Annotated in this window: 20 protein-coding genes; all 20 read right to left on the reverse strand. The window is 56.8% G+C overall.

The window, feature by feature from the left end; genetic code table 11:
• Position 1: 1 nt before the first annotated feature.
• The 20 genes from BLT00_RS17630 to mtnA all read right to left on the reverse strand — a co-directional run bounded on the left by BLT00_RS17630 (position 2) and on the right by mtnA (position 23,409).
• Complete coding sequence (locus BLT00_RS17630; protein WP_092144896.1) at positions 2 to 688, reverse strand: acylneuraminate cytidylyltransferase family protein; 687 nt, start codon at positions 686 to 688, stop codon at positions 2 to 4.
• Position 689: 1 nt separating this feature from the next.
• Entirely contained in the window at positions 690 to 1,697 is a 1,008-nt protein-coding gene (locus tag BLT00_RS17635; RefSeq protein ID WP_092144898.1) for a Gfo/Idh/MocA family protein, read from the reverse strand.
• Positions 1,694 to 2,746 (reverse strand): nucleotidyltransferase family protein, encoded by a 1,053-nt coding sequence (locus tag BLT00_RS17640; RefSeq protein WP_256572777.1) that lies wholly within the window; start codon positions 2,744 to 2,746, stop codon positions 1,694 to 1,696. The genes BLT00_RS17635 and BLT00_RS17640 overlap by 4 nt, the downstream gene beginning before the upstream one ends.
• 24 nt (positions 2,747 to 2,770) lie before the next feature.
• Positions 2,771 to 3,409 (reverse strand): acetyltransferase, encoded by a 639-nt coding sequence (locus BLT00_RS32565; RefSeq protein WP_158265802.1) that lies wholly within the window; start codon positions 3,407 to 3,409, stop codon positions 2,771 to 2,773.
• Positions 3,406 to 4,482, reverse strand: coding sequence for an N-acetylneuraminate synthase (neuB, locus tag BLT00_RS17650; RefSeq protein WP_092144904.1), 1,077 nt, complete (start codon positions 4,480 to 4,482; stop codon positions 3,406 to 3,408). Before neuB ends, BLT00_RS32565 begins: the two co-directional genes overlap by 4 nt.
• A 9-nt stretch (positions 4,483 to 4,491) precedes the next feature.
• Positions 4,492 to 5,643: a UDP-N-acetylglucosamine 2-epimerase gene (gene neuC / locus BLT00_RS17655; RefSeq protein ID WP_092144906.1), complete on the reverse strand. Its 1,152-nt coding sequence runs from the start codon at positions 5,641 to 5,643 to the stop codon at positions 4,492 to 4,494.
• Complete coding sequence (locus BLT00_RS17660) at positions 5,640 to 6,791, reverse strand: LegC family aminotransferase (RefSeq protein WP_092144908.1); 1,152 nt, start codon at positions 6,789 to 6,791, stop codon at positions 5,640 to 5,642. Before BLT00_RS17660 ends, neuC begins: the two co-directional genes overlap by 4 nt.
• A gap of 8 nt (positions 6,792 to 6,799) precedes the next feature.
• Complete coding sequence (locus tag BLT00_RS17665) at positions 6,800 to 7,780, reverse strand: NAD-dependent 4,6-dehydratase LegB (protein ID WP_092145039.1); 981 nt, start codon at positions 7,778 to 7,780, stop codon at positions 6,800 to 6,802.
• Between the two features lie 687 nt (positions 7,781 to 8,467).
• Positions 8,468 to 9,502: an LPS O-antigen chain length determinant protein WzzB gene (locus BLT00_RS17670; protein ID WP_092144910.1), complete on the reverse strand. Its 1,035-nt coding sequence runs from the start codon at positions 9,500 to 9,502 to the stop codon at positions 8,468 to 8,470.
• A gap of 190 nt (positions 9,503 to 9,692) precedes the next feature.
• Entirely contained in the window at positions 9,693 to 9,917 is a 225-nt protein-coding gene (locus tag BLT00_RS17675) for a lipopolysaccharide assembly protein LapA domain-containing protein (protein ID WP_092144912.1), read from the reverse strand.
• A gap of 25 nt (positions 9,918 to 9,942) precedes the next feature.
• Positions 9,943 to 10,239, reverse strand: coding sequence for an integration host factor subunit beta (ihfB, locus tag BLT00_RS17680; RefSeq protein ID WP_072442827.1), 297 nt, complete (start codon positions 10,237 to 10,239; stop codon positions 9,943 to 9,945).
• Between the two features lie 136 nt (positions 10,240 to 10,375).
• A complete protein-coding gene (locus BLT00_RS17685; RefSeq protein ID WP_072340466.1) occupies positions 10,376 to 10,654 on the reverse strand; it encodes a hypothetical protein in 279 nt (92 codons plus the stop codon).
• A 226-nt stretch (positions 10,655 to 10,880) separates the two neighbouring features.
• Positions 10,881 to 12,575, reverse strand: coding sequence for a 30S ribosomal protein S1 (gene rpsA, locus BLT00_RS17690; protein WP_014337228.1), 1,695 nt, complete (start codon positions 12,573 to 12,575; stop codon positions 10,881 to 10,883).
• A gap of 119 nt (positions 12,576 to 12,694) precedes the next feature.
• The gene (gene cmk / locus BLT00_RS17695) at positions 12,695 to 13,384 is read right to left on the reverse strand and encodes a (d)CMP kinase (protein WP_014337227.1); all 690 of its coding nucleotides are present in this window, start codon (positions 13,382 to 13,384) and stop codon (positions 12,695 to 12,697) included.
• The gene (locus BLT00_RS17700) at positions 13,381 to 15,588 is read right to left on the reverse strand and encodes a bifunctional prephenate dehydrogenase/3-phosphoshikimate 1-carboxyvinyltransferase (RefSeq protein WP_256572779.1); all 2,208 of its coding nucleotides are present in this window, start codon (positions 15,586 to 15,588) and stop codon (positions 13,381 to 13,383) included. Before BLT00_RS17700 ends, cmk begins: the two co-directional genes overlap by 4 nt.
• 28 nt (positions 15,589 to 15,616) lie before the next feature.
• Complete coding sequence (gene hisC, locus BLT00_RS17705; RefSeq protein ID WP_092144916.1) at positions 15,617 to 16,729, reverse strand: histidinol-phosphate transaminase; 1,113 nt, start codon at positions 16,727 to 16,729, stop codon at positions 15,617 to 15,619.
• Positions 16,730 to 16,742: 13 nt separating this feature from the next.
• On the reverse strand, positions 16,743 to 17,837 hold the full coding sequence (gene pheA / locus BLT00_RS17710) for a prephenate dehydratase (protein ID WP_003199233.1): 1,095 nt from the start codon (positions 17,835 to 17,837) through the stop codon (positions 16,743 to 16,745).
• Positions 17,837 to 18,922 (reverse strand): 3-phosphoserine/phosphohydroxythreonine transaminase, encoded by a 1,086-nt coding sequence (gene serC, locus BLT00_RS17715; RefSeq protein ID WP_003199231.1) that lies wholly within the window; start codon positions 18,920 to 18,922, stop codon positions 17,837 to 17,839. Before serC ends, pheA begins: the two co-directional genes overlap by 1 nt.
• A 304-nt stretch (positions 18,923 to 19,226) precedes the next feature.
• Positions 19,227 to 21,890: a DNA gyrase subunit A gene (gyrA, locus tag BLT00_RS17720; protein WP_063322358.1), complete on the reverse strand. Its 2,664-nt coding sequence runs from the start codon at positions 21,888 to 21,890 to the stop codon at positions 19,227 to 19,229.
• A 442-nt stretch (positions 21,891 to 22,332) separates the two neighbouring features.
• Positions 22,333 to 23,409, reverse strand: a complete 1,077-nt coding sequence (gene mtnA, locus BLT00_RS17725) for an S-methyl-5-thioribose-1-phosphate isomerase (RefSeq protein ID WP_092144918.1) — start codon at positions 23,407 to 23,409, stop codon at positions 22,333 to 22,335.
• Positions 23,410 to 23,426: the final 17 nt, after the last annotated feature.

Below are 23,426 nucleotides of genomic sequence, written 5' to 3' on the forward strand. Positions count from 1 at the left end.
GTTACTCATTCCGCATAGAATAGAAGGCTTCGGCCACTTTGAAGTCATAGAGATCGTCAATATCGACGGCCCGATGCTTCGGTACTATCCACGACTTCACCCGACCGGCAAACAAACGGTCATGACCTGCGATAAAGCCCGGCGTAGTCACATAAGCGACTGTCGTGATGTCGTACACAACGGGGGCATCCTGACGCCGAGTGATTCTGTCACCCGAATTGACCACACTGCAATGACCCGCCTCGTCAATGACAACCATATTAAAAAAAGGACTGCGGGAAGCCGCTGTGACTGTGATAACGGCATCAACATCTTCGGTCAATAAATCCAGACAACCCTGCACATCCTCTTCGGATCGCAAGGGGCTGGTGGCCGGCAAACTAACGAATACGTCAAAACAATAATTGCGTTCGGCTAAATAAGTGATGGCATGCTGCCAGGCGTTCCACTCAGCAGCCGTGTCGGTCGCCAAGTGCCCGGGGCGCTCGATCACTTCTGCGCCGTATTGCCGGGCTATATCGGCTATTTCTTCCGAGTCTGTCGAAACGAACACACGATCTATGGCTGGCATACTAGCTGCCAGTTTGATGCTATGGCCAATTAACGGAACCCCGCCCAACGGGCGGATATTCTTGCCAGGCAGACCCTTGGAGTTTCCACGGGCAAAAATGAATGCTGCAATTCGCATGCTAGACCTTCTTCATATTCACAGGCAGCCCCTGAGCAGAGGACTGGCGCATCGCCTCAATCAACCGCAAGGTCTGTGTTGCCTCTTGCAAGTTCACATTGGCCGCAACGCCATGCTCGAACACATCGACAAAGTGCCGGAGCTCGGCCACATACATCTCATTGCGATCGTAATCGCAATCCTCATAAAGCCTTCGAACAGCGCCACCGGGTTCATGCAAGTCGACATTATTGCGATTCAGATCCCAAACAAGGGTGCCCTCTGCCCCAATGATTTTGCAGGTTCGCATGGGCGCACGCTGTAAAAAATCCATGTGCAGCGTAGCCACGATATCGGCGGAAAAGGTAAACAAAGCGTCCACACAGTCCTCAACATCGATCTCGAGCGTTCCGGTATTCCTGACCTTGCAATAAACCGAGTCCACTGGCCCGAACAACCAACAGAGATAGTCGAGCTCGTGACTCAACTCAAGCAATACCCCTCCCCCCAGCGACTTCTGGGCGGAAACGTTATGTCTGAAGTTTGTCATTGGCCGCCAATCCGGCAAATACTGACCGACATCCGTATGAACGGAGTGGATACGGCCTAAGCCACCTTGCTGGATCAGATCCTTTACGCAACATGCTGAAGGCAGGAACCGTAGATTGTAGCCGATGTCGACACATGCATTATGCAGCTCAGCCTGTTCGGCCATCTTTATGGCGTCCTGCACCGTTGCAACCATGGGCTTTTCAATCAGGACGGGAATACCAGCCGCCATCAACTGGGTCGCGTGGGATAAGTGCCAGGGAGCCGGTGAAGCTACGATTGCGCAGAGTGGATTGGAAGCAATGGCTTCATCCAAGCTGGAATGGACGACATCAGCCGTCACCTCATCAGGCATCAAGGGCCGCCCGGACGCCGAAACACAGTGTATCGAACACTCCGGTAGCACCTGTCGCAGGTTACGCAGGTGACGCTTGGCAATGCTTCCACTGCCGACGACAAGGCAACAGCCTGAGGCGTTCATAAGTGCCCGAACTCTTGCTGAGCTTTCTGGAAATCTTCCATGCGACCAATATCCAACCAGTACTCGTGCAAGGGGAACATACTGACATCGTTACCTTGCGCAATTTGTTTTTCCAGCAGCGTCGGCATGTCGGCTCGCGTGGCATAGGGCACACACTTTACTAGTTCCGGTGCCAGCACGTAGATTCCGGCATTGATGAAAAATTTCTGCACCGGTTTTTCCACCATTGCGCGAACCTTGTGCCCGTCGCTTTGAACAACACCGTAAGGAACACAATATTCATGTTCACGAACACACATGGTGGCAACCCCTCCCTTTTCCCCATGGAAGTCGAGAAGACTCCTAAAATCTAGGGTGGTCAGCAAATCGCCATTCATCACGATCAATGGAAGATTGATCTCATCATGAGGAAGGAGCCCCAAGGCCCCACCGGTTCCAAGCGGTTCATGCTCGTGGATGTAATGGATCGTCACCCCCCACTGACTACCGTCACCGAAATGGGCGACGATCATTTCAGGCATGTAGTGCGTCGAGATATAAAAATTGTGGAAGCCAGACTTGATGAAACTTTCCAGAATTAGCTCGAGAATGGGTTTATCACCCACTTTGAGCAGGGGTTTCGGGCAATTATGAGTCAAAGGGCGCAAGCGCGTACCAAACCCACCCGCCATGAGAAACACCGGATTATCCTGCTTCTGGGGATTGACTAAGTCATGCAGTGTCTCGAGACCTACTACCACACCTGCATCGTCAAGAACCGGGAGCTGCAAAAGCTGGTACTTCTCCATCACAGCCAAGACACGGTCCTTGCTCCAACCCCGCTTTGCCGTCCGAGGCGTGCTGCACATGACGTCTTGTACCGACTCACTGAGGGTGTGGCGCTTTAACAAGGCGCGGCGGACGTCACCATCGGTGAGCGTACCTAACAAGCGATTCTGATCATCGATGACCAAGACTATACGCAGAGCCACACGATCCAGTATGGCTATGGCATCTTCAAGCGTCGTCAGAGGCCCAGTCAGGGTCAACTCCCAAGGTCTCATCGTCATTCCTTACTCATCATGTTAAATGAATCACTTAAGTCTTACGGCCGGGCCGACCACACATTGGTGCTCCGCCAAGTCACGTATCAATGTCACTCCCGCACCAACGATCGCACCCCGTGCAATCGTAAGCCCAGGCAACAGAGTAGAACCCGCGGCAACGAACGCCTCTTGCTGAACGTCGACATCCCCACATAGAACGGCACCTGGTCCAACATGCACATGTGCACCGATTCGACAATCATGGTCAATACTTGCACCTGTATTGATGATTGTCCCTACCCCCACTATCACATCGGGCTGGACGACGACGCCTGCCATGATCTGCACCCCTTCCCCCAGCAAAGCTGTCTCGTCAACCCAGGAATAGGGATGGACCATGGTAGCGAATCGAAATCCCTTGGATTTCAATCGTTCATGTATACGCTGCCTGACACAACTACGTGGTAGCTGGCCGACTCCATGAATTAACAGCACTCGGTCAGGATCAAGGTGCTCCAGCGCATCATCGTCGCCCAACACCACAACCCCCCGCCAACGGCTACCGCGCAAATCGGCGAGCTCCGGAGCACATACCCCCTCGACCAACAGCCCCAGAGACCTCGCCAAGGCTAGCAATACCTTGGCATGGCCGCCTGCGCCGATGATTATATGAGGGAGAGTGGTCACTGGATAACATCTCCTGCCACGTAATCGCGTAGCGAGACCTGCCCTACCAAATTCCAGATATGAGTTGGCATCAACCCCGAACCACAGCGAGCAGTGCTCAATTGATCGGATTCGATGACGCTACCCTTTTGAATTGCTTTCGATGCGATGATCTGTTGCCTTGCAGCCAACCGGGTATCCCACTCGCTCGGTTGCGGTATCTTGAAAGAATCCCCAAGGGCGACTTCCAAATCTCGGATGTCTGAGACCAGACATTTGAGTTCATCAGGCTCTAGCGACGCGGCATGATCCGGCCCCGGCATTGCACGATCGAGGGTAAAATGTTTTTCAATCACACAAGCCCCCCGTGCAACGGCTGCTGTGGAAATCAGCCCCCCTGCCGTATGATCCGAATAGCCAACAGGGAGAGAAAAAGTCGAGGCCAGTGTATCCATAGCTCGCAGATTGACTTCATGCATGGGCGTCGGGTACTGCGACGTGCAGTGAAGCAAAGTCACCCAACCTTGCAAGGATTCACGAGCACCGGCTTGTGCCCAGCATTTCCAAACCTCGTCCAAGTGACGGGGTTCCTCCTCGTTCAGCCGTGCATGCGCAATGATCGCCAGGGCCTGCTCCACTTCACTCAGAGTAGCCATACCAGTTGAAACGATCAGAGGCTTGGAAGTACGCGCGAAGCGCCAAAGCAGTGGCCCATTGGTGATCTCCCCCGATGGAATCTTGTACATGGGCATGTCCAGTCCGACTAGAAACTCCAGACTGGCGATATCAAACGCCGTGGACAAAAATTCGATACCTTGAGTGCGAGCATAGGCTTGAAGTTCTATATGCCATTGCCGGGGCAACTCCAGCTTGCGCAACATTTCTAGCTGGCTTTCCGAGTCTGATGTCGTAGCCTTCTGGTAGTTTGCTTTTGGCGCAAACTGTGAAGCGAGAAGATCGGCGCTGAATGTCTGAAACTTGACCGCGTCAGCGCCAGCTGCTGCTGCAGCGTCGATCAGGCGGAACGCAAGATCACGCTCTCCATTGTGATTGACACCGGCCTCTGCGATGACATAAACCTTCTGATTCTTCATTTCTCTACCTTATGCATCGAAGAAGGGTTTCGTTGGCTGCAAAGCACAGGTCGTCAATATTTCGACGATACGCTCCACAGTGTGACCGTCACCATAGGGATTGACAACATTACGACTCAGCTCCTGGAATGAGGGAGACGATGCTTTGGCGATCGCTTCCTGGATGGCCGGCACGTGAGCCGGACAATGCAGCACCGACTCAGCAGCCAGACGCCCTCGCTGACGAATCCCAATATCAATGGAAGGGACCCCCATGCTGGGTGCCTCAATGATACCGCTCGAGGAGTTACCAACCACGACCAGGGCATGCTTCAACGCACTGTGATATCGCCTGAAACCTAGCGATGCGATGGCCTTGACCCGTTTGGGATACTTGCTGGCGTAAGCCTCGATCAACGGTATTATGGTTCGTCCACCGTTATCAGAATTAGGGTAGGTCATGATCACTTGATGATCGGGAAACTGATCAAGGGCAATCAACAATGAGGTAAATGACTGCGCCGGGTCCTCTCCTTCCAACGTGACGGGATGGTAAGTGACCAGAAAAAAGGGAGCATTAAGTTCAAGCCCCAGACTATTGCTCAACTCCTCGCAACTCATCACAGCACTGCGATTGAAATGCTCCAGGCCTATGGCGCCGACGTTGAAAACCCGATCAGGTGACTCGCCCAATTGGATTACACGCTTGCGATAGACATCCGTCGCCACGAAATGCAGATAGGACATTTTGGTGATGCTATGTCGTATTGCGTCATCGTAAGCCCCTTCAGTCACTTCGCCCCCGTGAAGATGCGCGATAGGGATTCTCATGATCATTGCAGACTGAGCGATGGCCAAGGCCTCATAGCGATCCCCCAGAATGACTAAACAATCAGGCTTAAGTCGCTCAAGCGCATCGGCAAATCCCAGCAGTCCGACCCCCATGGACTTGACAACACCCACAGCACTATCGGAAGACAACAGCATTTCCACTTTGGCATCTATATCGAAACCATCTTGGACAATGGCTTTCCAGGTATCACCGAATTCGGGCGACAAGTGCATGCCGCTGACAATCAGTTGCAAATCGACCGAAGGGGATGCTTTCAACTCCTTGAGGAGCCAGTACAACAGCCCATACTCAGCCCGCGCTCCGGTGAACACAGCAATCCGCCGCTTCATACGATTGCGCTCGGCACAACACTGCTTGGCAGGTTGACGACTCTAGCTTCGAGCCACTCGGCGTTGCTCAGATCCCCTTTGAGGCAAGCGGCATAAGCTGGCAATTTGTTCATCAACGCCCAGATAGGTCGAGTCATCACATTTTGCGCATTGGTAGCCTTGAGCAACTCATCACGCTGCTCCGCACCTTCGCAGATGACTGCATTGAGCCAGTAATTCGAACGACACTCTGGCGGTTCTTTGAAGAAGACCAGGCCTGAGCCGTCAAGCTCGCGCTCATAGAACGCAGCCAATTGGCGTTTAACTGCAATAAAATGATCCAACTGCTCAAGCTGCGCGCACCCTAGCGCAGCGTTTAGATTGGGCAGTCTATAGTTGTAGCCGACTTCGTCATGCCGGAACTCATAGGCATGGCTAAGCTTGGCAGTGGTTGTGAGATGCTTTGCTCTTGCCCCTATTTGAGCATCGGTCAAGATCATACCGCCGCCGCCAGTCGTGATGACCTTGTTACCATTGAAACTCAGAGTGCCCAACGCACCGAAGGTACCCGTATGGCGCCCCTTATAAAGGCTGCCAAGCGATTCGGCCGCGTCTTCGACTAGCGTCAGCCCCCAGCGCGCGCAGCATTCAATCAACGTATCGAGCTCGACGGGATGACCAAATGTATGCATGGGCAAACATGCCTTTATGATCTTGTCATTGGCCTTAGCCCGACACTGACCATCGACATCGCGGTAGGCATGCTGCGACAGCCAGCTCTCCAGGGCATTTGGAGACAAGCCCATCGTGTGCAAATCGACATCCACGAAAACCGGTTCGGCTCCACAGTAAGCGATGGCATTGCAGGTCGCGACAAAGGTCAACGGCTGGGTAACTACTAGATCGCCGGGGCGAACGTCTGCAAGTAGCAGAGCCATGTGCAACGCGGCCGTGCCATTGACCGTGGCAACCGCACGCTCACTGCCAGTGAAGGCAGCCATACGATTCTCGAATTGATCAACGAAAGCACCGACACTCGAGACGAAAGTGGATTCGAGGGTGGCGTTGACATACTCCCGCTCTTTCCCAGCAAAAACCGGCGCATGCAAAGGAATAAACTCCGTCGTCCCGAAGTATTCGCGAATGAACCGAATCAGAGAATCGTACATATCATCCCTCACACATTGTAAATATCGGCTTTGTACTTGGACAGATTATCAGGACGAACCAACCATTCGATGGTCTTCTCCAAGCCCTGACGAATCGAATAATCAGGTTTAAAACCGGTTAACCCTTGAATTTTGGTGTTATCACACCACAGACGAAATACTTCCGATTTTTCCGGGCGTAAGCGCTGATCGTCGAGGAGGAACTCAACATCACTGCCCATGATTTCCTTGATAAGGTTCAGCGTATCACCCACTGAAATCTCAAAGTTCGAACCAATGTTGACCGTCTGACCAATAGCCTCGTCGCAATTGGCCAACGCCAAGAAACCACGACAAGTATCCAAGACATAGTTGAAGTCCCGGGTCGGCGACACATCACCCAGCTTGATCTGCTTCATCCCACTAGCAATCTGAGTAATGATCGTGGGGATCACCGCGCGCGCCGACTGGCGTGGGCCGTATGTATTGAACGGTCGCGCTATGGTCAGAGGCAAATTGAATGCGTTGAAGAAACTCATCGCCATGGCATCAGCGCCAATTTTGGATGCGCTGTAAGGGGACTGCGCTTGGAGGGGGTGATTCTCGTCGATAGGGACATATTGAGCCGTACCATAAACCTCACTGGTTGAGGTATGGATAACACGCGACACACCATTTTCCAGAGCAGCCTGGCAGATGTTCAAGGTACCTTTGACATTCGTATCGACGTAGCTATCGGGGGCCACATAGGAATAAGGAATAGCTATCAGCGCCGCCAGGTGATAGACAATATCGACATCTTTCGTGAGGTGTTTACAGAAGTGCGGATCCCTGACATCACCACTGACCACCTCAATCGCTTCTCGGCAGTTGACATCTTCCAGCCACCCCCAATTATTAAACGAGTTATACTGGGACAGAGCTTTTACTTGATAGCCTTCTTGCACCAACAACTCAACCAAGTGCGAACCAATAAAGCCATCAGCACCTGTTACCAAAACTTTGTTCACTTTCCACCTCAGTACTAGTTGAGTATTTAAATTCAGCGCTGGCCGCGACAAATAGATGATTTTTCTGATGCCCTCATCGAAACTGGTAGCGCGCCTATGCGGACTTAGCACACTACAGCTCCAGGATTCGCGGTTTGCCCTGAAAGCACAGCGCCCATCTGGTAGCCGAATGTTACTAGATTGACCAGATTATTTAAGACCTTTGATCGACGAATTCAATTTTCTCGACCTCAAAAATCGATAAAAGTCTAGCCCTTCCCTCCCAACGACAACCACCCAATGGTATCGGCCTCTACGAAGCCCCTACTCAATTCGTACCGAACCTAGCGCCCCCCCCCCCCAAAAAAACGCGCAGGTTGATTTTTGTCCACATTTGCTTGGCCAGATCATAAATCAGCAGCAAAAAGCAATCTAAAAATCTTACTATTCTGTACAGATATCGAGCTTCTTCCAGCCGAATTCTTTTCAAACGAATCCAATAAACTGCATATAGCCCCACATTAACAACCGCCCCTCCAATTTCCCACAAACAAGACAATAAAAAACAAACTATCAAAGGCAAGAACACGAACACTAAAAAACCCATCATCGCCGAAAAACCCACGATGACAGGTCAATATTAGTCAATACGACATCCTTCACGAACCACTGCATACGGATACTAGTACATATTCCCGCTCACACGAATCATTCGCGGATTAAAAAAAAACGGAAAACAGCAATAAAGCCTCCCAACATCAAGCCCGCAACGATCCCTAATACCAAGATAATAGTTTTGTTCGGCTTGATTGGACTCTCCGGCACTTCCACACTACCGTCCTGCCGATAGACCGAAATTCTGTCGGGATCAATATTCAACTTATGGTAAAAATTATAACGCATCTGCAACGACCGTAAATCCGATATAAATGCGTCATCCGAAGCCCTCGACTCCAGCGCATTGATTTCGGCGACCAGAGCTTTACTACCTCGCTGGTAATCCATTCTATTGCCAGTATCTACAGTTATATCCACCGCAGCGGAAGAGTTTACGGTCGGCGTAGCCAAACCAATTGCCTCGGCAATTTTCAACGCTTCACGCAACTGCTGAATTCTATCCTCGCGCACCCGCTGGGCCTTCTCCCGCAAGCTGACTATTCTTTGCTCCAGATTGCGCGCTCTTACTGAAGCTTCGGTCGTTACGTTCTTGATCAGTTCCGACTCAGCAGCCTGACTGGCGCGCGCTACATAAGCCTTGGCCCACTCGGTTGCCCGTACGGGATCACCACCTTGAACGGTTACCGAGTAACGATCCGGAGTATCCTTACCAGGCCCCTTGATCACCAACTCTCGAGAAAAGCGCTCATACAAACGGTCCTGAGCGCCCTTTCGCTGAGACTCATCGAGCGAAGGGAGATAGACCTCATTGAAGAATTTTTGACGAAGGGATTCACCCTGAAGGTTTCGGGCGAATACGTCATAAACATATCCGATGGAGTAAGTTTCCAACTCAGTACTTTTCCCACGCCCGTAATTAAGCTCATCAATACCATTCTGGGTGGGAGGCATGATAAAAAGCTTGACTTCATAGACTGGCTTACTAAGAAACGCGTAAGCAGCAGCACCACTACTGACTAAAAGAGCAATACCTAGGATTAACCATTTTTGAGCCCACCCCCCCCGCACAAGCTCAACAAGGCTAACCTCATTGAGGCCAGGCACTTCAGCACGATTATTTTGCATGGATCGCCTCGCTTTCTTTTTCTGAAATTGCGCTCGCACATGCACTGAACGCATTAAAAAGCAAGAAGGGTAAATCCCTAGGGGACGCGACAGTTAACTGAGTCAGATTAAATACGAACAAAATACACCCAAAGTCAGAAAAATTGTAGGCAGTGATCCTTACTCCAAGACTCTTGGGCTCACACATCCATTATTTCAACCGCCGACGCGCGCCCACAAACCATGCAAGCAAAGGGCCGATCATCATGCCCGCGAGAAGCGCCAGTAGCACAAAAACCGAAACAGGAAGTTGCGGAGCTGACCATCCCAAGAACAGCAGCGCGACAGACTGATTATTTTCAAGCACGAAAAGTACAATAGCTGAAGCCACGAGCAGCGCAAGTACGACAACAGCCAAACGCTTAAAGTTCCCCATAAATATACCTTTTTTTTACGCCTCGTTAAAGTCCATCCCCCTCCTCCTCATTCACACGATCCCTAAGCTCTTTGCCTGGTTTGAAATGAGGAACGAACTTTCCATCAAGGCTGACGGACTGGCCCGTTTTGGGGTTGCGCCCAACCCGCGGAGCGCGGTAGTGCAGGGAGAAGCTGCCGAAACCGCGGATCTCGATGCGATCCCCCGTAGCCAGGCACTGGGACATTTGTTCAAGCATGGTCTTGATGGCTAGCTCCACATCCTTGGATGAGAGTAGCCCTTGATGGGTGACAATTCGTTCGATCAACTCCGACTTCGTCATATTTTTCCCTTCTTTTTCAAGCAGCTAGGAAAATCGCTTGAAAAGGTTTTAGCATGACCGGAGGGATTTGAACAGCCCAAGTATTGACATTCTTCTTGACTCCCCTACCGCCTCTTTGTGCGCAAGCAGGGAGATGCTATCGACAGATGACCAGCATCGTACGAGTCAGATAGCCAGCCGGATTGAAACCAAAGGGGTACTGATCTTCATCCTTCGCGTCGTCAGATCGGGTAACCACCTTGTAGCCAGCCCCTTTACACTCTCTTGCGGCTCTCTTGTGGCACTTCTCCCAACCGGAACCCAACCCCGAGCAGTCGACCTCGATACCACTGACACCACGCACTGCGTGGGTCTTGGCGCTTGTAGAACAAGCGGCCAGCACCAAGATACTCAACACCAGAAAGAGCTTGTTCATTCAGTTCCTTTAGACAGAGGTCCGGATCGATCATTTATACAAGTCGGAGCCACGCCCTGAATAGATTATTGATCCGCTTCATAAAAGAGACAGCTGGGTTGATGGGTTGGTTTCGCAGCGTCCCGAATGAACTCTGCCATCGGCAGCAGCTTGCAGAGAATCTTGACATTTCGCAGGCACAAAAAAGGGCGACCGAAGTCGCCCTTTTTCTATGGTCTGACAGAACTCAGTTCTGTTTTTCCATTTGTGCACGCAACAGGTCGCCCAGAGTGGTAGGACCAGCAGCAATGTCAGAGGTAGCTGGCTTGTCGCGCAGGCTCTGGATTGCTTCTTTCTCTTCAGCATCGTCTTTCGACTTGATGGAGAGCTGGATTACGCGGCTCTTGCGGTCAACGCTGATGATCTTGGCTTCTACTTCTTCGCCTTCTTTCAGAACGTTGCGCGCGTCTTCAACGCGGTCACGGCTGATTTCGGAGGCTTTCAGAGTCGCTTCGATATCGTCGGCCAGAGTGATGATGGCGCCTTTGGCGTCAACTTCTTTCACGATGCCCTTAACGATTGCGCCTTTGTCGTTCTCTTGAACGTACTCGGAGAACGGATCGCTTTCCAGTTGCTTGATGCCCAGGGAGATGCGCTCGCGCTCTGGGTCAACCGACAGGATAACGGTGTCCAGCTCGTCGCCCTTCTTGAAACGGCGTACGGCTTCTTCGCCCACTTCGTTCCAGGAGATGTCGGACAGGTGAACCAGACCGTCGATGCCGCCGTCCAGACCAATGAAGATACCGAAATCGGTGATCGACTTGATGGTGCCGGAGATTTTATCGCCCTTGTTGAACTGGCCAGAGAAGTCTTCCCATGGGTTGGACTTGCACTGCTTGATGCCGAGGGAGATACGACGACGCTCTTCGTCGATGTCCAGAACCATGACTTCCACTTCGTCGCCGACTTGTACGACTTTCGAAGGATGGATGTTCTTGTTGGTCCAGTCCATTTCGGAAACGTGTACCAGGCCTTCAACGCCTTCTTCCAGCTCAGCGAAGCAGCCGTAGTCGGTCAGGTTGGTAACACGAGCGGTGACGCGGGTGCTTTCTGGGTAACGGGCTTTGATAGCGACCCATGGATCTTCACCCAGTTGCTTGAGGCCCAGGGAAACACGATTGCGCTCGCGATCGTACTTCAGAACCTTGACATCGATCTCGTCGCCAACGTTGACGATTTCCGAAGGATGCTTGATACGCTTCCAGGCCATGTCGGTGATGTGCAGCAGGCCATCGACGCCACCCAGATCGACGAATGCGCCGTAATCGGTGAGGTTCTTGACGATACCCTTGACCTGCTGGCCTTCCTGCAGCGATTCCAGCAGAGCTTCACGCTCGGCGGAGTTCTCGGCTTCCAGGACACTGCGACGGGAAACGACAACGTTGTTGCGCTTCTGGTCCAGCTTGATGACCTTGAATTCCAGCTCTTTGCCTTCCAGGTGCGTGGTATCGCGCACTGGACGGACGTCAACCAGGGAACCTGGCAGGAACGCACGGATGCCGTTAACGTCGACAGTGAAGCCGCCTTTAACCTTACCGTTGATAACGCCCTTGACCACTTCCTCAGCTGCGAAGGCCGCTTCCAGAACGATCCAGCATTCAGCGCGCTTGGCTTTTTCACGGGACAGCTTGGTTTCACCGAAACCATCTTCAACCGAGTCCAGCGCAACGTGAACTTCGTCACCGACGTTGATGTTCAGTTCGCCAGCGTCGTTGTAGAACTGCTCAAGCGGGATCAGCGCTTCAGACTTCAGACCAGCGTGAACGGTTACCCAGCGAGCTTGGTAATCGATATCAACGATAACGCCGGTGATGATGGAGCCTGCCTGAAGGTTCAGGGTTTTCAAGCTTTCTTCAAAGAGTTCCGCAAAGCTTTCGCTCATTTTAATTCCTGTTGATTAGGGCGAAGTAAACGCCCATCTCCACACCCCAGACGATGTGGGTTAGTTTCATATAAAAGAAGCGCCGCAGGACTATGACTGGTCCCCTGCGGAGCTTCCTGTCACCCGGCGATATCGCGAATGGCGATCTCGCTCATGATGCGTTGCAGCACCTGATCGATGGACAACTCCGTGGAATCCAGCTGTATCGCGTCGGCCGCCGGCTTGAGCGGGGCTACTGCGCGCTGGGTGTCACGCTCATCGCGTGCACGGATCTCATCTAGCAGACTCGACAGACTAACATCCTCGCCTTTGCCCTTCAACTGCAAATATCGGCGACGCGCCCTCTCCTCTGCACTGGCGGTGAGGAAAATCTTCAGCGGCGCGTCAGGAAAGACCACCGTGCCCATGTCACGACCATCGGCCACCAGCCCCGGCGGCTCCTGGAAGGCACGCTGGCGTTGCAGCAAGGCTTCGCGTACCGCCGGCAACGCGGCGACCTGGGAGGCCCCGGCCCCCACGCTTTCGGTACGAATGACGTCGCTGACTTCGTCACCTTCCAGAATGATGCGCTGGAGCTGACCGTCGGTCGCGGCAATGAATTGCACGTCCAGATGAGCCGCCAGCGCCTTGAGCAACTCTTCGTTGGTCAGGTCGACGCCATGGTTCGCGGCAGCGAACGCCAATAGACGATACAGGGCACCCGAATCGAGCAGGTTCCAGCCCAACTGCCTGGCCAGGATCCCGGCGACGGTGCCCTTGCCCGAACCGCTTGGGCCATCGATGGTGATGACCGGTGCCTTGATGTTCACGACTGCGCCTCTTGTGCTACTCGGATACCGACCTGCGCGCACAGCGCCAGGAAGTTCGGGAACGACGTCGCGACGTTGGCGCAATCATGGATGCGAATCGGCGCGCTGGCGCGCAAAGACGCAACACTGAAGGCCATGGCGATACGATGGTCACCGTGACCATGGACTTCGCCGCCGCCGATCTGGCCGCCGTCGATGATGATGCCGTCCGGCGTTGGCTGGCACTTGACGCCCAGGGCGAGCAAGCCATCAGCCATCACCTGGATGCGATCCGACTCCTTGACCCGCAGCTCTTCGGCACCCGTCAATACGGTGCGCCCTTCGGCACAGGCAGCCGCCACGAACAGCACCGGGAACTCGTCGATGGCCAGCGGAACCAGCGCCTCCGGAATCTCGATACCCTTGAGTTTAGCTGCTCGTACGCGCAGGTCCGCCACGGGCTCGCCGCCGACTTCACGCTGGTTTTCCAGGGTGATGTCAGCGCCCATCAGGCGCAGGATGTCAATAACGCCGGTGCGGGTCGGGTTGATGCCGACATGTTCGAGCACCAGGTCGGAACCTTCGGCAATCGAAGCGGCCACCAGGAAGAATGCCGACGAGGAGATGTCACCCGGCACTTCGATGTGGGTAGCGGTCAGCTTGCTGCCAGACTCGACGGACGCCGTGGCGCCATCGACCGTGACCGGGTAGCCGAAGCCGCGCAGCATGCGCTCGGTATGGTCGCGGGTCGGGGCCGGTTCGGTGACGGTGGTCTTGCCTTCGGCGTAGAGACCCGCCAGCAGCAGGCAGGATTTTACCTGCGCGCTGGCCATCGGCATGGTGTAGATCAGGCCCTTGAGCTTGTTGCCACCACGAATGATCATCGGCGGACGACCGTCGGCGGCCGTCTCGATGACCGCGCCCATTTCCCGCAACGGATTGGCGACGCGATTCATCGGGCGCTTGGACAGCGAGGCGTCACCGGTCAGGGTGCTGTCGAAGTCTTGCGCGGCCAGCAGGCCGGACAACAGACGCATCGAGGTCCCGGAGTTACCCAGGTAGATGGGCCCCGGAGCAGGTTTGAGGCCGTGCAGGCCGACACCATGGATGGTCACGCGACCGTGGTGCGGACCTTCGATGACCACCCCCATGTCGCGAAACGCTTGCAGCGTTGCCAGGGCGTCTTCACCCTCGAGGAAGCCTTCCACCTCGGTCACGCCTTCGGCCAGGGAGCCGAGCATGATCGAACGGTGGGAAATCGATTTATCGCCCGGTACACGAATACGCCCGCTCAGGGAGCCACCAGGTTGTGCCAGGAAAATCAGATCGTTGGAGTTCATAGCGTCCACATAGGCCCGACGGGCCAGGATTTTACTGAAATGCTCGCGGGCCACCCTGGCGCGTGTGAAAACGCCCAGCAATTGGTGCCCGTCCCCTGCATCGACCGCGTCGCGCAAGGCGTCGAGGTCGCTGCGAAATGTATCGAGTGTGCGCAAGACAGCTTCGCGGTTGGCGAGGAAGATGTCGTGCCACATGACCGGGTCGCTTCCTGCGATTCTCGTGAAATCGCGGAAACCGCCGGCAGCGTAACGGAAGATCTCAAGATTTTCATTGCGTTTGGCCAACGAATCCACCAGGCCGAACGCCAACAGGTGCGGCAAATGGCTGGTGGCCGCCAACACTTCATCGTGACGCTCGACCTGCATGTGCTCGACATCAGCGCCCAGTTCGCGCCACAAACGGTCCACCACCGCCAGCGCGGCTGGATCCGTCTGGTCCAGCGGCGTGAGGATCACTTTGTGGCGACGAAACAGTTCGGCGTTGGAGGCTTCCACCCCGCTCTGCTCGGAACCGGCAATCGGATGGCCGGGCACGAAGCGCGCCGGCATCCCGCCGAAGGCCTCGGTGGCCGCACGCACGACGTTGCCCTTGGCGCTGCCGACGTCGGTCAGGATCGCTTGCCCCAGGTTCATGGTCGCCAGACGCGCCAGCAGTTTTTCCATGGCCAGGATCGGCACCGCCAATTGGATCACATCCGCGCCCTGACAAGCGATCGCCAGGTCATCCTCGCAGCGATCGACCACCCCCAGCTCCACGGCCAGCTTGCGCGACTGCGGATCCAGGTCGACACCGACCACCTCGCGGCACAGACCGCTTTCACGCAAGCCCTTGGCAAACGAACCGCCAATCAACCCCAGGCCGACCACCACCAGGCGACCGATCATAGGGGCAGCAGGTTGCAGCGAAGTGACATCAACCACGAGCCAGAACCTTGCTCAACGCCTCAAGGAAACGGTTGTTTTCCGCTGGCAGGCCGATGGTGACGCGCAAGTGGTTCGGCATGCCGTAGTTGGCCACCGGACGCACGATCACGCCTTCGCGCAGCAGCCCCTGGTACACCGGCGCAGCGACACGCCCCAGGTCGACGCAGATGAAATTGCCTTTGGATGGAATCCAGCTCAAGCCCAGCTCACGGAACCCCGCTTCCAACTGCTGCATGCCGGCCGCGTTCAGGCGACGGCTTTCGGCCAGGTAGGCCTCATCCTGCAAGGCGGCACAGGCGGCTGCCAGGGCGAAGCTGTTGACGTTGAATGGCTGGCGCACGCGGTTCAGCACGTCGGCCACCACGGCGGTGGACAAGCCGTAGCCAACCCGCAGCGAGGCCAGGCCGTAGGCTTTCGAGAACGTGCGCGAAACCAGCAGGTTCGGGTAGGCCGCGAGGAAATCCAGGCCATCGGGCAAATCGCTGCCTTCGGCGTATTCGATGTAGGCCTCGTCCAACACCACGAGCACGTGCGCGGGCACGTCTTGCAGGAAGTCGTCCAAGGCCTGGGCGTCGAGCCAGGTGCCGGTCGGGTTGTTCGGGTTGGCAATGAAGACCACCCGCGTGTTGGCATCGATGGCGGCCAGCATGGCCGGCAGATCGTGCCCCCAGTCCTTGGCCGGAACCACATGGGCATCCGCGCCCACGGCCTGGGTCGCGATCGGGTAGACCGCAAACGCGTGCTCGCTGAACACAGCGTTGAGACCCGGTGCCAGGTACGCACGGGCGACCAACTCAAGAATGTCGTTGGAGCCATTGCCCAGCGTCACCTGGTTCAGCTCGACGCCACAGCGCTCGGCCAGCAGGCTTTTCAACGCAAACCCATTGCCATCGGGGTAACGGGTCAGCTCGGCCAGTTCGTCGCGGATCGCCGCCAGTGCCTTGGGGCTCGCGCCCAACGGATTTTCGTTGCTCGCCAACTTGACGATGCTGGCCGGATCCAGGTCCAGCTCGCGGGCCAGTTCGTCGACGGGCTTGCCCGGAACGTAAGGCGAGAGTTGTTGCACGCCTGGCTGAGCCAGAGCGAGGAAGTTGCCACTCATTTGCTATCCGCCCTTAAAGAACTGCCTTGGGGTAGGAACCCAGCACCTTGAGTGCCACTGCTTCCTGACTGATTTTCTCCAGCACACCTTTTACCAGCGGATCGCGGTGGTGGCCGACGAAATCGATGAAGAACACGTAGGTCCATTTACCACTGCGCGACGGACGGGTCTCGATCCGCGTCAGGTCGATACCGTTGTCGTGGAACGGCACCAGCAGTTCATGGAGCGCACCGGGCTTGTTGCTCATGGAGACGATGATCGAGGTCTTGTCGTCGCCGGTCGGCGGTACTTCCTGGCTGCCGATCATCAGGAACCGCGTGGAGTTGTCCGGGCGATCCTCGATTTTCTCGGCCAGGCGCGTCAGCCCGTAGAGGCCGGCCGCCATATCACCAGCGATCGCCGCCGAGTTCCACTCACCCTTGACCCGCTTGGCCGCTTCGGCGTTGCTCGATACCGCTACGCGCTCGACGTTCGGGTAATGGGCGTCCAGCCACTTGCGGCACTGGGCCAACGACTGGGCGTGGGAATAGATCCGGCTGATGCTGTCGGTCTTGGTGTTCTCGCCGACCAACAGGTGATGGTGGATACGCAGCTCGACTTCGCCGCAGATCACCATGTCATGCTCGAGGAAGCTGTCCAGCGTGTGGTTGACCGCGCCTTCGGTAGAGTTTTCCACCGGCACCACGCCAAAATTCACCGCGCCGGCCGCCACTTCGCGGAAGACTTCGTCGATGGCCGCCATTGGCTTGCTGATCACGGCGTGACCAAAGTGCTTCATGGCGGCGGCCTGGGTGAAGGTCCCTTCCGGCCCCAGGTAGGCGACTTTCAGCGGCTGCTCGAGCGCCAGGCACGAGGACATGATTTCACGGAACAACCGCGCCATCTCTTCGTTGCCCAGCGGCCCCTTGTTGCGCTCCATGACACGCTTGAGCACCTGGGCTTCACGCTCAGGACGATAGAACACCGGCACTTCGCCTTCGGCCAGGGAGGCCATCTTCACCCGGGCGACTTCCTGGGCGCAGCGCGCACGCTCGCTGATCAGCTCCAGGACCTTTTCGTCCAGGGCATCGATGCGCAGGCGCAGCGCCTTGAGTTCTTGCTCAGACATCAGCCATGTTCCTTCTCGAACTCTGCCATGTAGGCGATCAACGCATTGACGGCGTTGATGTCGACGGCGTTGTAGATGGAGGCACGCATGCCACCGACCGAACGGTGGCCCTTGAGGTTCAGCAGTCCACGCTCGTCGGCACCGGCCAGGAACGGCTTGTCCAGACGGTCGTCGGCCAGTCGGAACGGCACGTTCATCCACGAACGATCGGTCTTGTTGATCGGGTTGCTGTAGAGGCCGCTGGCGTCGATGAAGTCATACAGCGTGCGCTGCTTGACTTCGTTGAGCTTGCCGATGGCCTCGACACCGCCCTGCTCCTTCAGCCATTCGAATACCAGGCCAGAGAGGTACCAGGCCAGGGTCGGCGGGGTGTTGTACATCGAGCCGTTGTCGGCCGCGACCTTGTAGTTGAGCATGGTCGGGCACAGGGAACGGGCACGCCCCAGCAGGTCTTCACGAATGATGCTGACCAGGATGCCGCTAGGGCCGATGTTTTTCTGGGCGCCGGCGTAGATCATGCCGAAACGGGAGATATCCACAGGGCGCGAGAGAATGTCCGAGGACATGTCGGCCACCAATGGCACGTCGCCGGTTTCCGGGATCCAGTTGAATTCCAGGCCACCGATGGTTTCGTTCGGCGCGTAGTGAACGTAGGCCGCGTCCTTGGACAGGTTCCATTCGTTCTGGCCGGGAATCGCGAAATAGTCGTAGGGCTTGGCGGTGGCAGCCACGTTGACGTGACCGTAGCGCGAAGCTTCTTCGATGGCTTTCTGCGACCAGATACCGGTGTCGATGTAGTCGGCCTTGCCACTTTCCGGCAGCAGGTTCAACGGGATCTGGGCGAACTGCTGGCTGGCACCGCCCTGCAGGAACAGCACCTTGTAGTTGGACGGGATGTTCAGCAGATCACGCAGGTCCTGCTCGGCCTTGGTGGCAATGGATACGAACTCATCGCTGCGATGGCTCATTTCCATGACCGACAGGCCCTTGCCGTGCCAGTCGAGAAGTTCACCCTGGGCACGCTTCAGGACCGCTTCAGGCAACGCCGCCGGGCCGGCACAGAAGTTATAGGCTCTCTTGCTCACATCCAATCTCGCTCTGATCTGGTGGTCACTTAAATCTTCATTCACCCATCACCCGATGGTAGCTACCGCTCATGTAAGGATTGCCCTGAACCTGTGGCGAGGGAGCTTGCTCCCGCTGGGCTGCGCAGCAGACCCATTCTATGGGCGCTTCGCACCCAAGCGGGAGCAAGCTCCCTCGCCACAATGAATCAAACAAACCTTAAGTGAGCAGCATCAGCCCCACAGGAGAATGTGCAGTGTCGCAAATTTTCAAACGGGACAAACAACAAGGGGGCGAATCTTCATCCGCCCCCCGCGTGTCCGCTTAGTCCTGCGGTTCTTCTTCGTCTGCGGCAGCGTCGAGCGGTTGGTCACCGGTCATGTCGTCGACATCGGCACCCAGGGTGCCGTCGAACGCCACGCCTTCCTCGCCTTCCAGCTCCTCGCCTTCGACTTCCGATGGCTCCTGCACCCGCTCAAGCCCTACCAGCGTTTCGTCGCTGGCCAGCTTGATCAGCGTCACGCCCTGGGTGTTACGACCCAGGCTCGAGACTTCGGCGACCCGCGTACGCACCAGGGTACCCTGGTCGGAGATCAACATGATCTCCTCGCCATCGAGCACCTGGACAGCGCCAACCAGACGGCCGTTACGCTCGTTGCTGACCATGGCGATCACGCCCTGGCCGCCACGCTTGTACTCAGGGAACTCGCTGATGGCCGTGCGCTTGCCATAACCACGCGCCGAAGCGGTGAGGATCTGGCTGCCCTCTTCTGGGATCAGCATGGAAATCAGCTTCTGGCCTTCCGGCAGGCGCATGCCGCGCACACCGCGGGCGGTACGGCCCATGGCGCGAACGTCGGATTCCTTGAAGCGAGTGACCTTGCCGCCGTCGGAGAACAGCATGACTTCACGCTCGCCGTCGGTGATGGCGGCGGAAATCAGCACGTCGCCTTCGTCCAGCTCCAGGGCAATCAGGCCGACGCTACGCTGGCGACTGAAGGATTCCAGCGGAGTCTTCTTCACGGTGCCGTTGGCGGTCGCCATGAAGATGTAGTGACCTTCGGTGTATTCCTCCACCGGCAGCATGGTGGTGATGTATTCACCGTCGTCCAGCGGCAGCAGATTGACCAGCGGACGACCACGGGCTGCGCGGGACGCTTCGGGGATTTCGTAGGTCTTGAGCCAGTACACCTTGCCCTTGCTGGAGAACAGCAACAGCGTGGTGTGGCTGTTGGCGACCAGCAGGTGAGCGATGTAGTCCTCGTCCTTGACGCCGGTCGCCGACTTGCCTTTGCCGCCGCGACGCTGGGCCTGGTAGGCGGCCAACGGCTGGGTCTTGGCGTAGCCGCCGTGGGAAATGGTCACCACGCGCTCTTCTTCCGGGATCATGTCGCCCAGGGTCAGGTCGAGGCGCGCATCGAGAATCTCGGTGCGGCGTACGTCGCCGTATTCGGCGCGGATCACTTCCAGCTCTTCGCGGATCACTTCCATCAGGCGCGTGGCGCTGTTGAGGATGCGGATCAGTTCGCCGATCTGGTTGAGGATCTCCTGGTACTCGGCCAGCAGCTTCTCGTGTTCCAGGCCGGTCAGGCGGTGCAGGCGCAGTTCCAGGATGGCTTGCGCCTGTTCCGGGGACAAGAAGTACTTGCCTTCGCGCAGGCCGTATTGCGGGTCGAGGTTCTCCGGACGGCACGAATCGGCACCGGCACGCTCCACCATCGCCACCACCGCGCTGGACTCCCAAGGCGTGCTGATCAGCGCTTCCTTGGCTTCCGACGGCGTTGGCGAGGCCTTGATCAGGGCGATCACCGGGTCGATGTTCGACAGGGCAACGGCCTGGCCTTCAAGAATGTGGCCACGCTCGCGAGCCTTGCGCAGTTCAAACACGGTGCGGCGGGTAACCACTTCGCGACGGTGACGTACGAAAGCTTCCAGCAGGTCCTTGAGGTTCAGGATCCGCGGACGGCCGTCGATCAGCGCAACGATGTTGATGCCGAACACACTTTGCAGTTGGGTCTGGGCGTAGAGGTTGTTGAGGATCACCTCAGGCACTTCACCACGACGCAACTCGATCACGACGCGCATGCCGTCCTTGTCGGACTCGTCACGCAGCTCGGTGATGCCTTCGAGCTTCTTCTCTTTCACCAGCTCGGCGATCTTCTCGATCAGGCGAGCCTTGTTCAGTTGGTACGGCAGCTCGGTGATGACGATCTGCTGGCGGCCGCCAACCTTGTCGATGTCTTCGACGGTGGAACGGGCGCGCATGTAAATACGGCCACGGCCGGTGCGGTAGGCTTCGATGATGCCGGCGCGACCGTTGATGATCGCGGCGGTCGGGAAGTCCGGACCCGGGATGTATTGCATCAGCTCATCGACAGTCAGCTCGGGATTGTCGATGAGGGCCAGGCAACCGTCGATGACTTCACCGAGGTTGTGCGGCGGGATGTTGGTCGCCATGCCCACGGCGATACCGCTGGAGCCGTTGACGAGCAGGTTCGGGATACGGGTCGGCATGACCGCCGGGATCATTTCGGTGCCGTCGTAGTTCGGCACCCAGTCCACGGTTTCCTTGTGCAGGTCGGCCAGCAGTTCGTGGGCCAGCTTGGTCATGCGCACTTCGGTGTATCGCATGGCCGCGGCGTTGTCGCCGTCCACGGAACCGAAGTTGCCCTGGCCGTCTACCAGCAGGTAGCGCAAGGAGAATGGCTGCGCCATACGAACGATGGTGTCGTACACGGCAGTGTCGCCGTGGGGGTGATACTTACCGATCACGTCGCCGACGACACGGGCAGATTTCTTGTACGGCTTGTTGAAGTCGTTGCCCAGTTCGCTCATCGCGAACAGCACGCGCCGGTGCACGGGCTTCAAGCCATCGCGCGCATCCGGCAGCGCCCGCCCGACGATTACGCTCATTGCGTAGTCGAGGTAGGACTGTTTCAGCTCGTCTTCGATATTGACCGGGAGGATTTCTTTGGCCAGTTCGCCCATGAGAAGCCTGATTCCTTTTTCTGGTGAAACCTCGTCACATCCAGATGGGACGAACGAAGCTCGCCGCTGCAGAACAAGTGCCGTGCAGCGACTTACGACAAATCAACGAGTTATGCCATGGATCTGCGCAGTAAAGGCCACCTCGCGAGGCAGCCTTGGAAACCGCCGGATGTTATCACAAGAGCCGCCACGCACCTATCCCCCAGATGCGCATGGTGCGTAGTTAGTTGACCGGTGACAGGCTGATATGGGACCAGAGGGGCTTAGAAGCGCTGCGGATGGAGAATCGGGGCGAAAATGCAAGGCATTTGTTGCCTTTGAGGACCTCATCGCGAGCAAGCTCGCTCCCACAAGGACTCTTATGTCAGAAATTTCAGACATGCCCTATCCACTGTGGGAGCGAGCTTGCCCGCGATGGCGGCAGATCACCCTCTGGAAATCGTCAGTGCAACCGCTTGCGGCACATCAACTGCGCCAGCTTGGCGGTGTCCGGACGCTCGATGATGCCCTTCTCCGTGACGATGACGTCGATCAAATCCGCCGGGGTGATATCGAACGTCGGGTTGAAGGCGTCCACCTCCGCACCGAGCCTCTTGCCGCCGATTTCCAGCAGTTCACGTCCATCGCGCTCCTCGACCGGAACGTCATCACCGCAGGCCAGGCTCATATCGATGGTCGAACTCGGCGCCACCACCATGAAACGCACGCCATGGTGCATGGCACAGACCGCCAGTTGATAGGTACCGATCTTGTTCGCCACATCGCCATTGGCGGTGATGCAGTCGGCACCGACAATCACCCAGGTCACACCTTTCGTCTTCATGATGTGGGCGGCGACGGAATCGGCGTTGAGGGTCACCGGGATGCTCTCACGGGCCAGCTCCCACGCCGTCAGGCGCGAGCCTTGCAGCGATGGACGGGTTTCGTCGGCATAGACGCGCTCCACCATGCCTTCGATATACGCGCCACGGATGACACCCAAGGCCGTGCCGAAGCCACCGCTCGCCAGGGCGCCGGTGTTGCCGTGGGTGAGGATGGCCTGGGCGTTGCCCTGGTGCTTGCGGATCAGGTCGACACCGAGCTGGGTCATGGTCAGGTTGGCTTCGCGGTCACTTTCGTGGATCGCGATGGCTTCAGCCTCAAGTACCGCCAGCGGCTCGGCGTGCTCTTTCAAGCGCCCCAACCGGTCGCGCATCCGATCCAGCGCCCAGAAGAGGTTCGCCGCTGTCGGCCGGGCCTCGGCCAGCAAGGCAAAATCAGCCTCCAGGGCCGATTGCCAGTCACCGCCCTCGGCCACCCTGGTCCGCGCCGCCAGCACGACACCATAAGCCGCGCTGATGCCGATGGCCTGCGCGCCGCGCACCACCAGCGAGCCAATGGCCTCGGCCACATCGGCGGCACAGGTGCAGGCGATCCAGTTTTCCTCGAACGGCAAGACACGCAGGTCCAACAGGTACAGGACGCCATCACGCCAATCGATGGCCTTCACCTTCTCCGCAGCCAATAGTCGATCGCGCATCCTTCACCCCGTACTCA

This window comes from Pseudomonas sp. NFACC51 (genome assembly GCF_900103575.1).
In the GTDB taxonomy this organism is placed as follows: Bacteria; Pseudomonadota; Gammaproteobacteria; order Pseudomonadales; family Pseudomonadaceae; genus Aquipseudomonas; species Aquipseudomonas fluorescens_Q.

Coding starts and splice junctions, on each gene's coding strand:
- BLT00_RS17630 (WP_092144896.1), bottom strand. CDS start 688: ATGCGAATTGCAGCATTCATTTTTGCCCGTGGAAACTCCAAGGGTCTG.
- BLT00_RS17635 (WP_092144898.1), bottom strand. CDS start 1,697: ATGAACGCCTCAGGCTGTTGCCTTGTCGTCGGCAGTGGAAGCATTGCC.
- BLT00_RS17640 (WP_256572777.1), bottom strand. CDS start 2,746: ATGACGATGAGACCTTGGGAGTTGACCCTGACTGGGCCTCTGACGACG.
- neuB (WP_092144904.1), bottom strand. CDS start 4,482: ATGAAGAATCAGAAGGTTTATGTCATCGCAGAGGCCGGTGTCAATCAC.
- neuC (WP_092144906.1), bottom strand. CDS start 5,643: ATGAAGCGGCGGATTGCTGTGTTCACCGGAGCGCGGGCTGAGTATGGG.
- BLT00_RS17660 (WP_092144908.1), bottom strand. CDS start 6,791: ATGTACGATTCTCTGATTCGGTTCATTCGCGAATACTTCGGGACGACG.
- BLT00_RS17670 (WP_092144910.1), bottom strand. CDS start 9,502: ATGCAAAATAATCGTGCTGAAGTGCCTGGCCTCAATGAGGTTAGCCTT.
- BLT00_RS17675 (WP_092144912.1), bottom strand. CDS start 9,917: ATGGGGAACTTTAAGCGTTTGGCTGTTGTCGTACTTGCGCTGCTCGTG.
- ihfB (WP_072442827.1), bottom strand. CDS start 10,239: ATGACGAAGTCGGAGTTGATCGAACGAATTGTCACCCATCAAGGGCTA.
- BLT00_RS17685 (WP_072340466.1), bottom strand. CDS start 10,654: ATGAACAAGCTCTTTCTGGTGTTGAGTATCTTGGTGCTGGCCGCTTGT.
- rpsA (WP_014337228.1), bottom strand. CDS start 12,575: ATGAGCGAAAGCTTTGCGGAACTCTTTGAAGAAAGCTTGAAAACCCTG.
- BLT00_RS17700 (WP_256572779.1), bottom strand. CDS start 15,588: ATGATCGGTCGCCTGGTGGTGGTCGGCCTGGGGTTGATTGGCGGTTCG.
- hisC (WP_092144916.1), bottom strand. CDS start 16,729: ATGAGTGGCAACTTCCTCGCTCTGGCTCAGCCAGGCGTGCAACAACTC.
- pheA (WP_003199233.1), bottom strand. CDS start 17,837: ATGTCTGAGCAAGAACTCAAGGCGCTGCGCCTGCGCATCGATGCCCTG.
- gyrA (WP_063322358.1), bottom strand. CDS start 21,890: ATGGGCGAACTGGCCAAAGAAATCCTCCCGGTCAATATCGAAGACGAG.
- mtnA (WP_092144918.1), bottom strand. CDS start 23,409: ATGCGCGATCGACTATTGGCTGCGGAGAAGGTGAAGGCCATCGATTGG.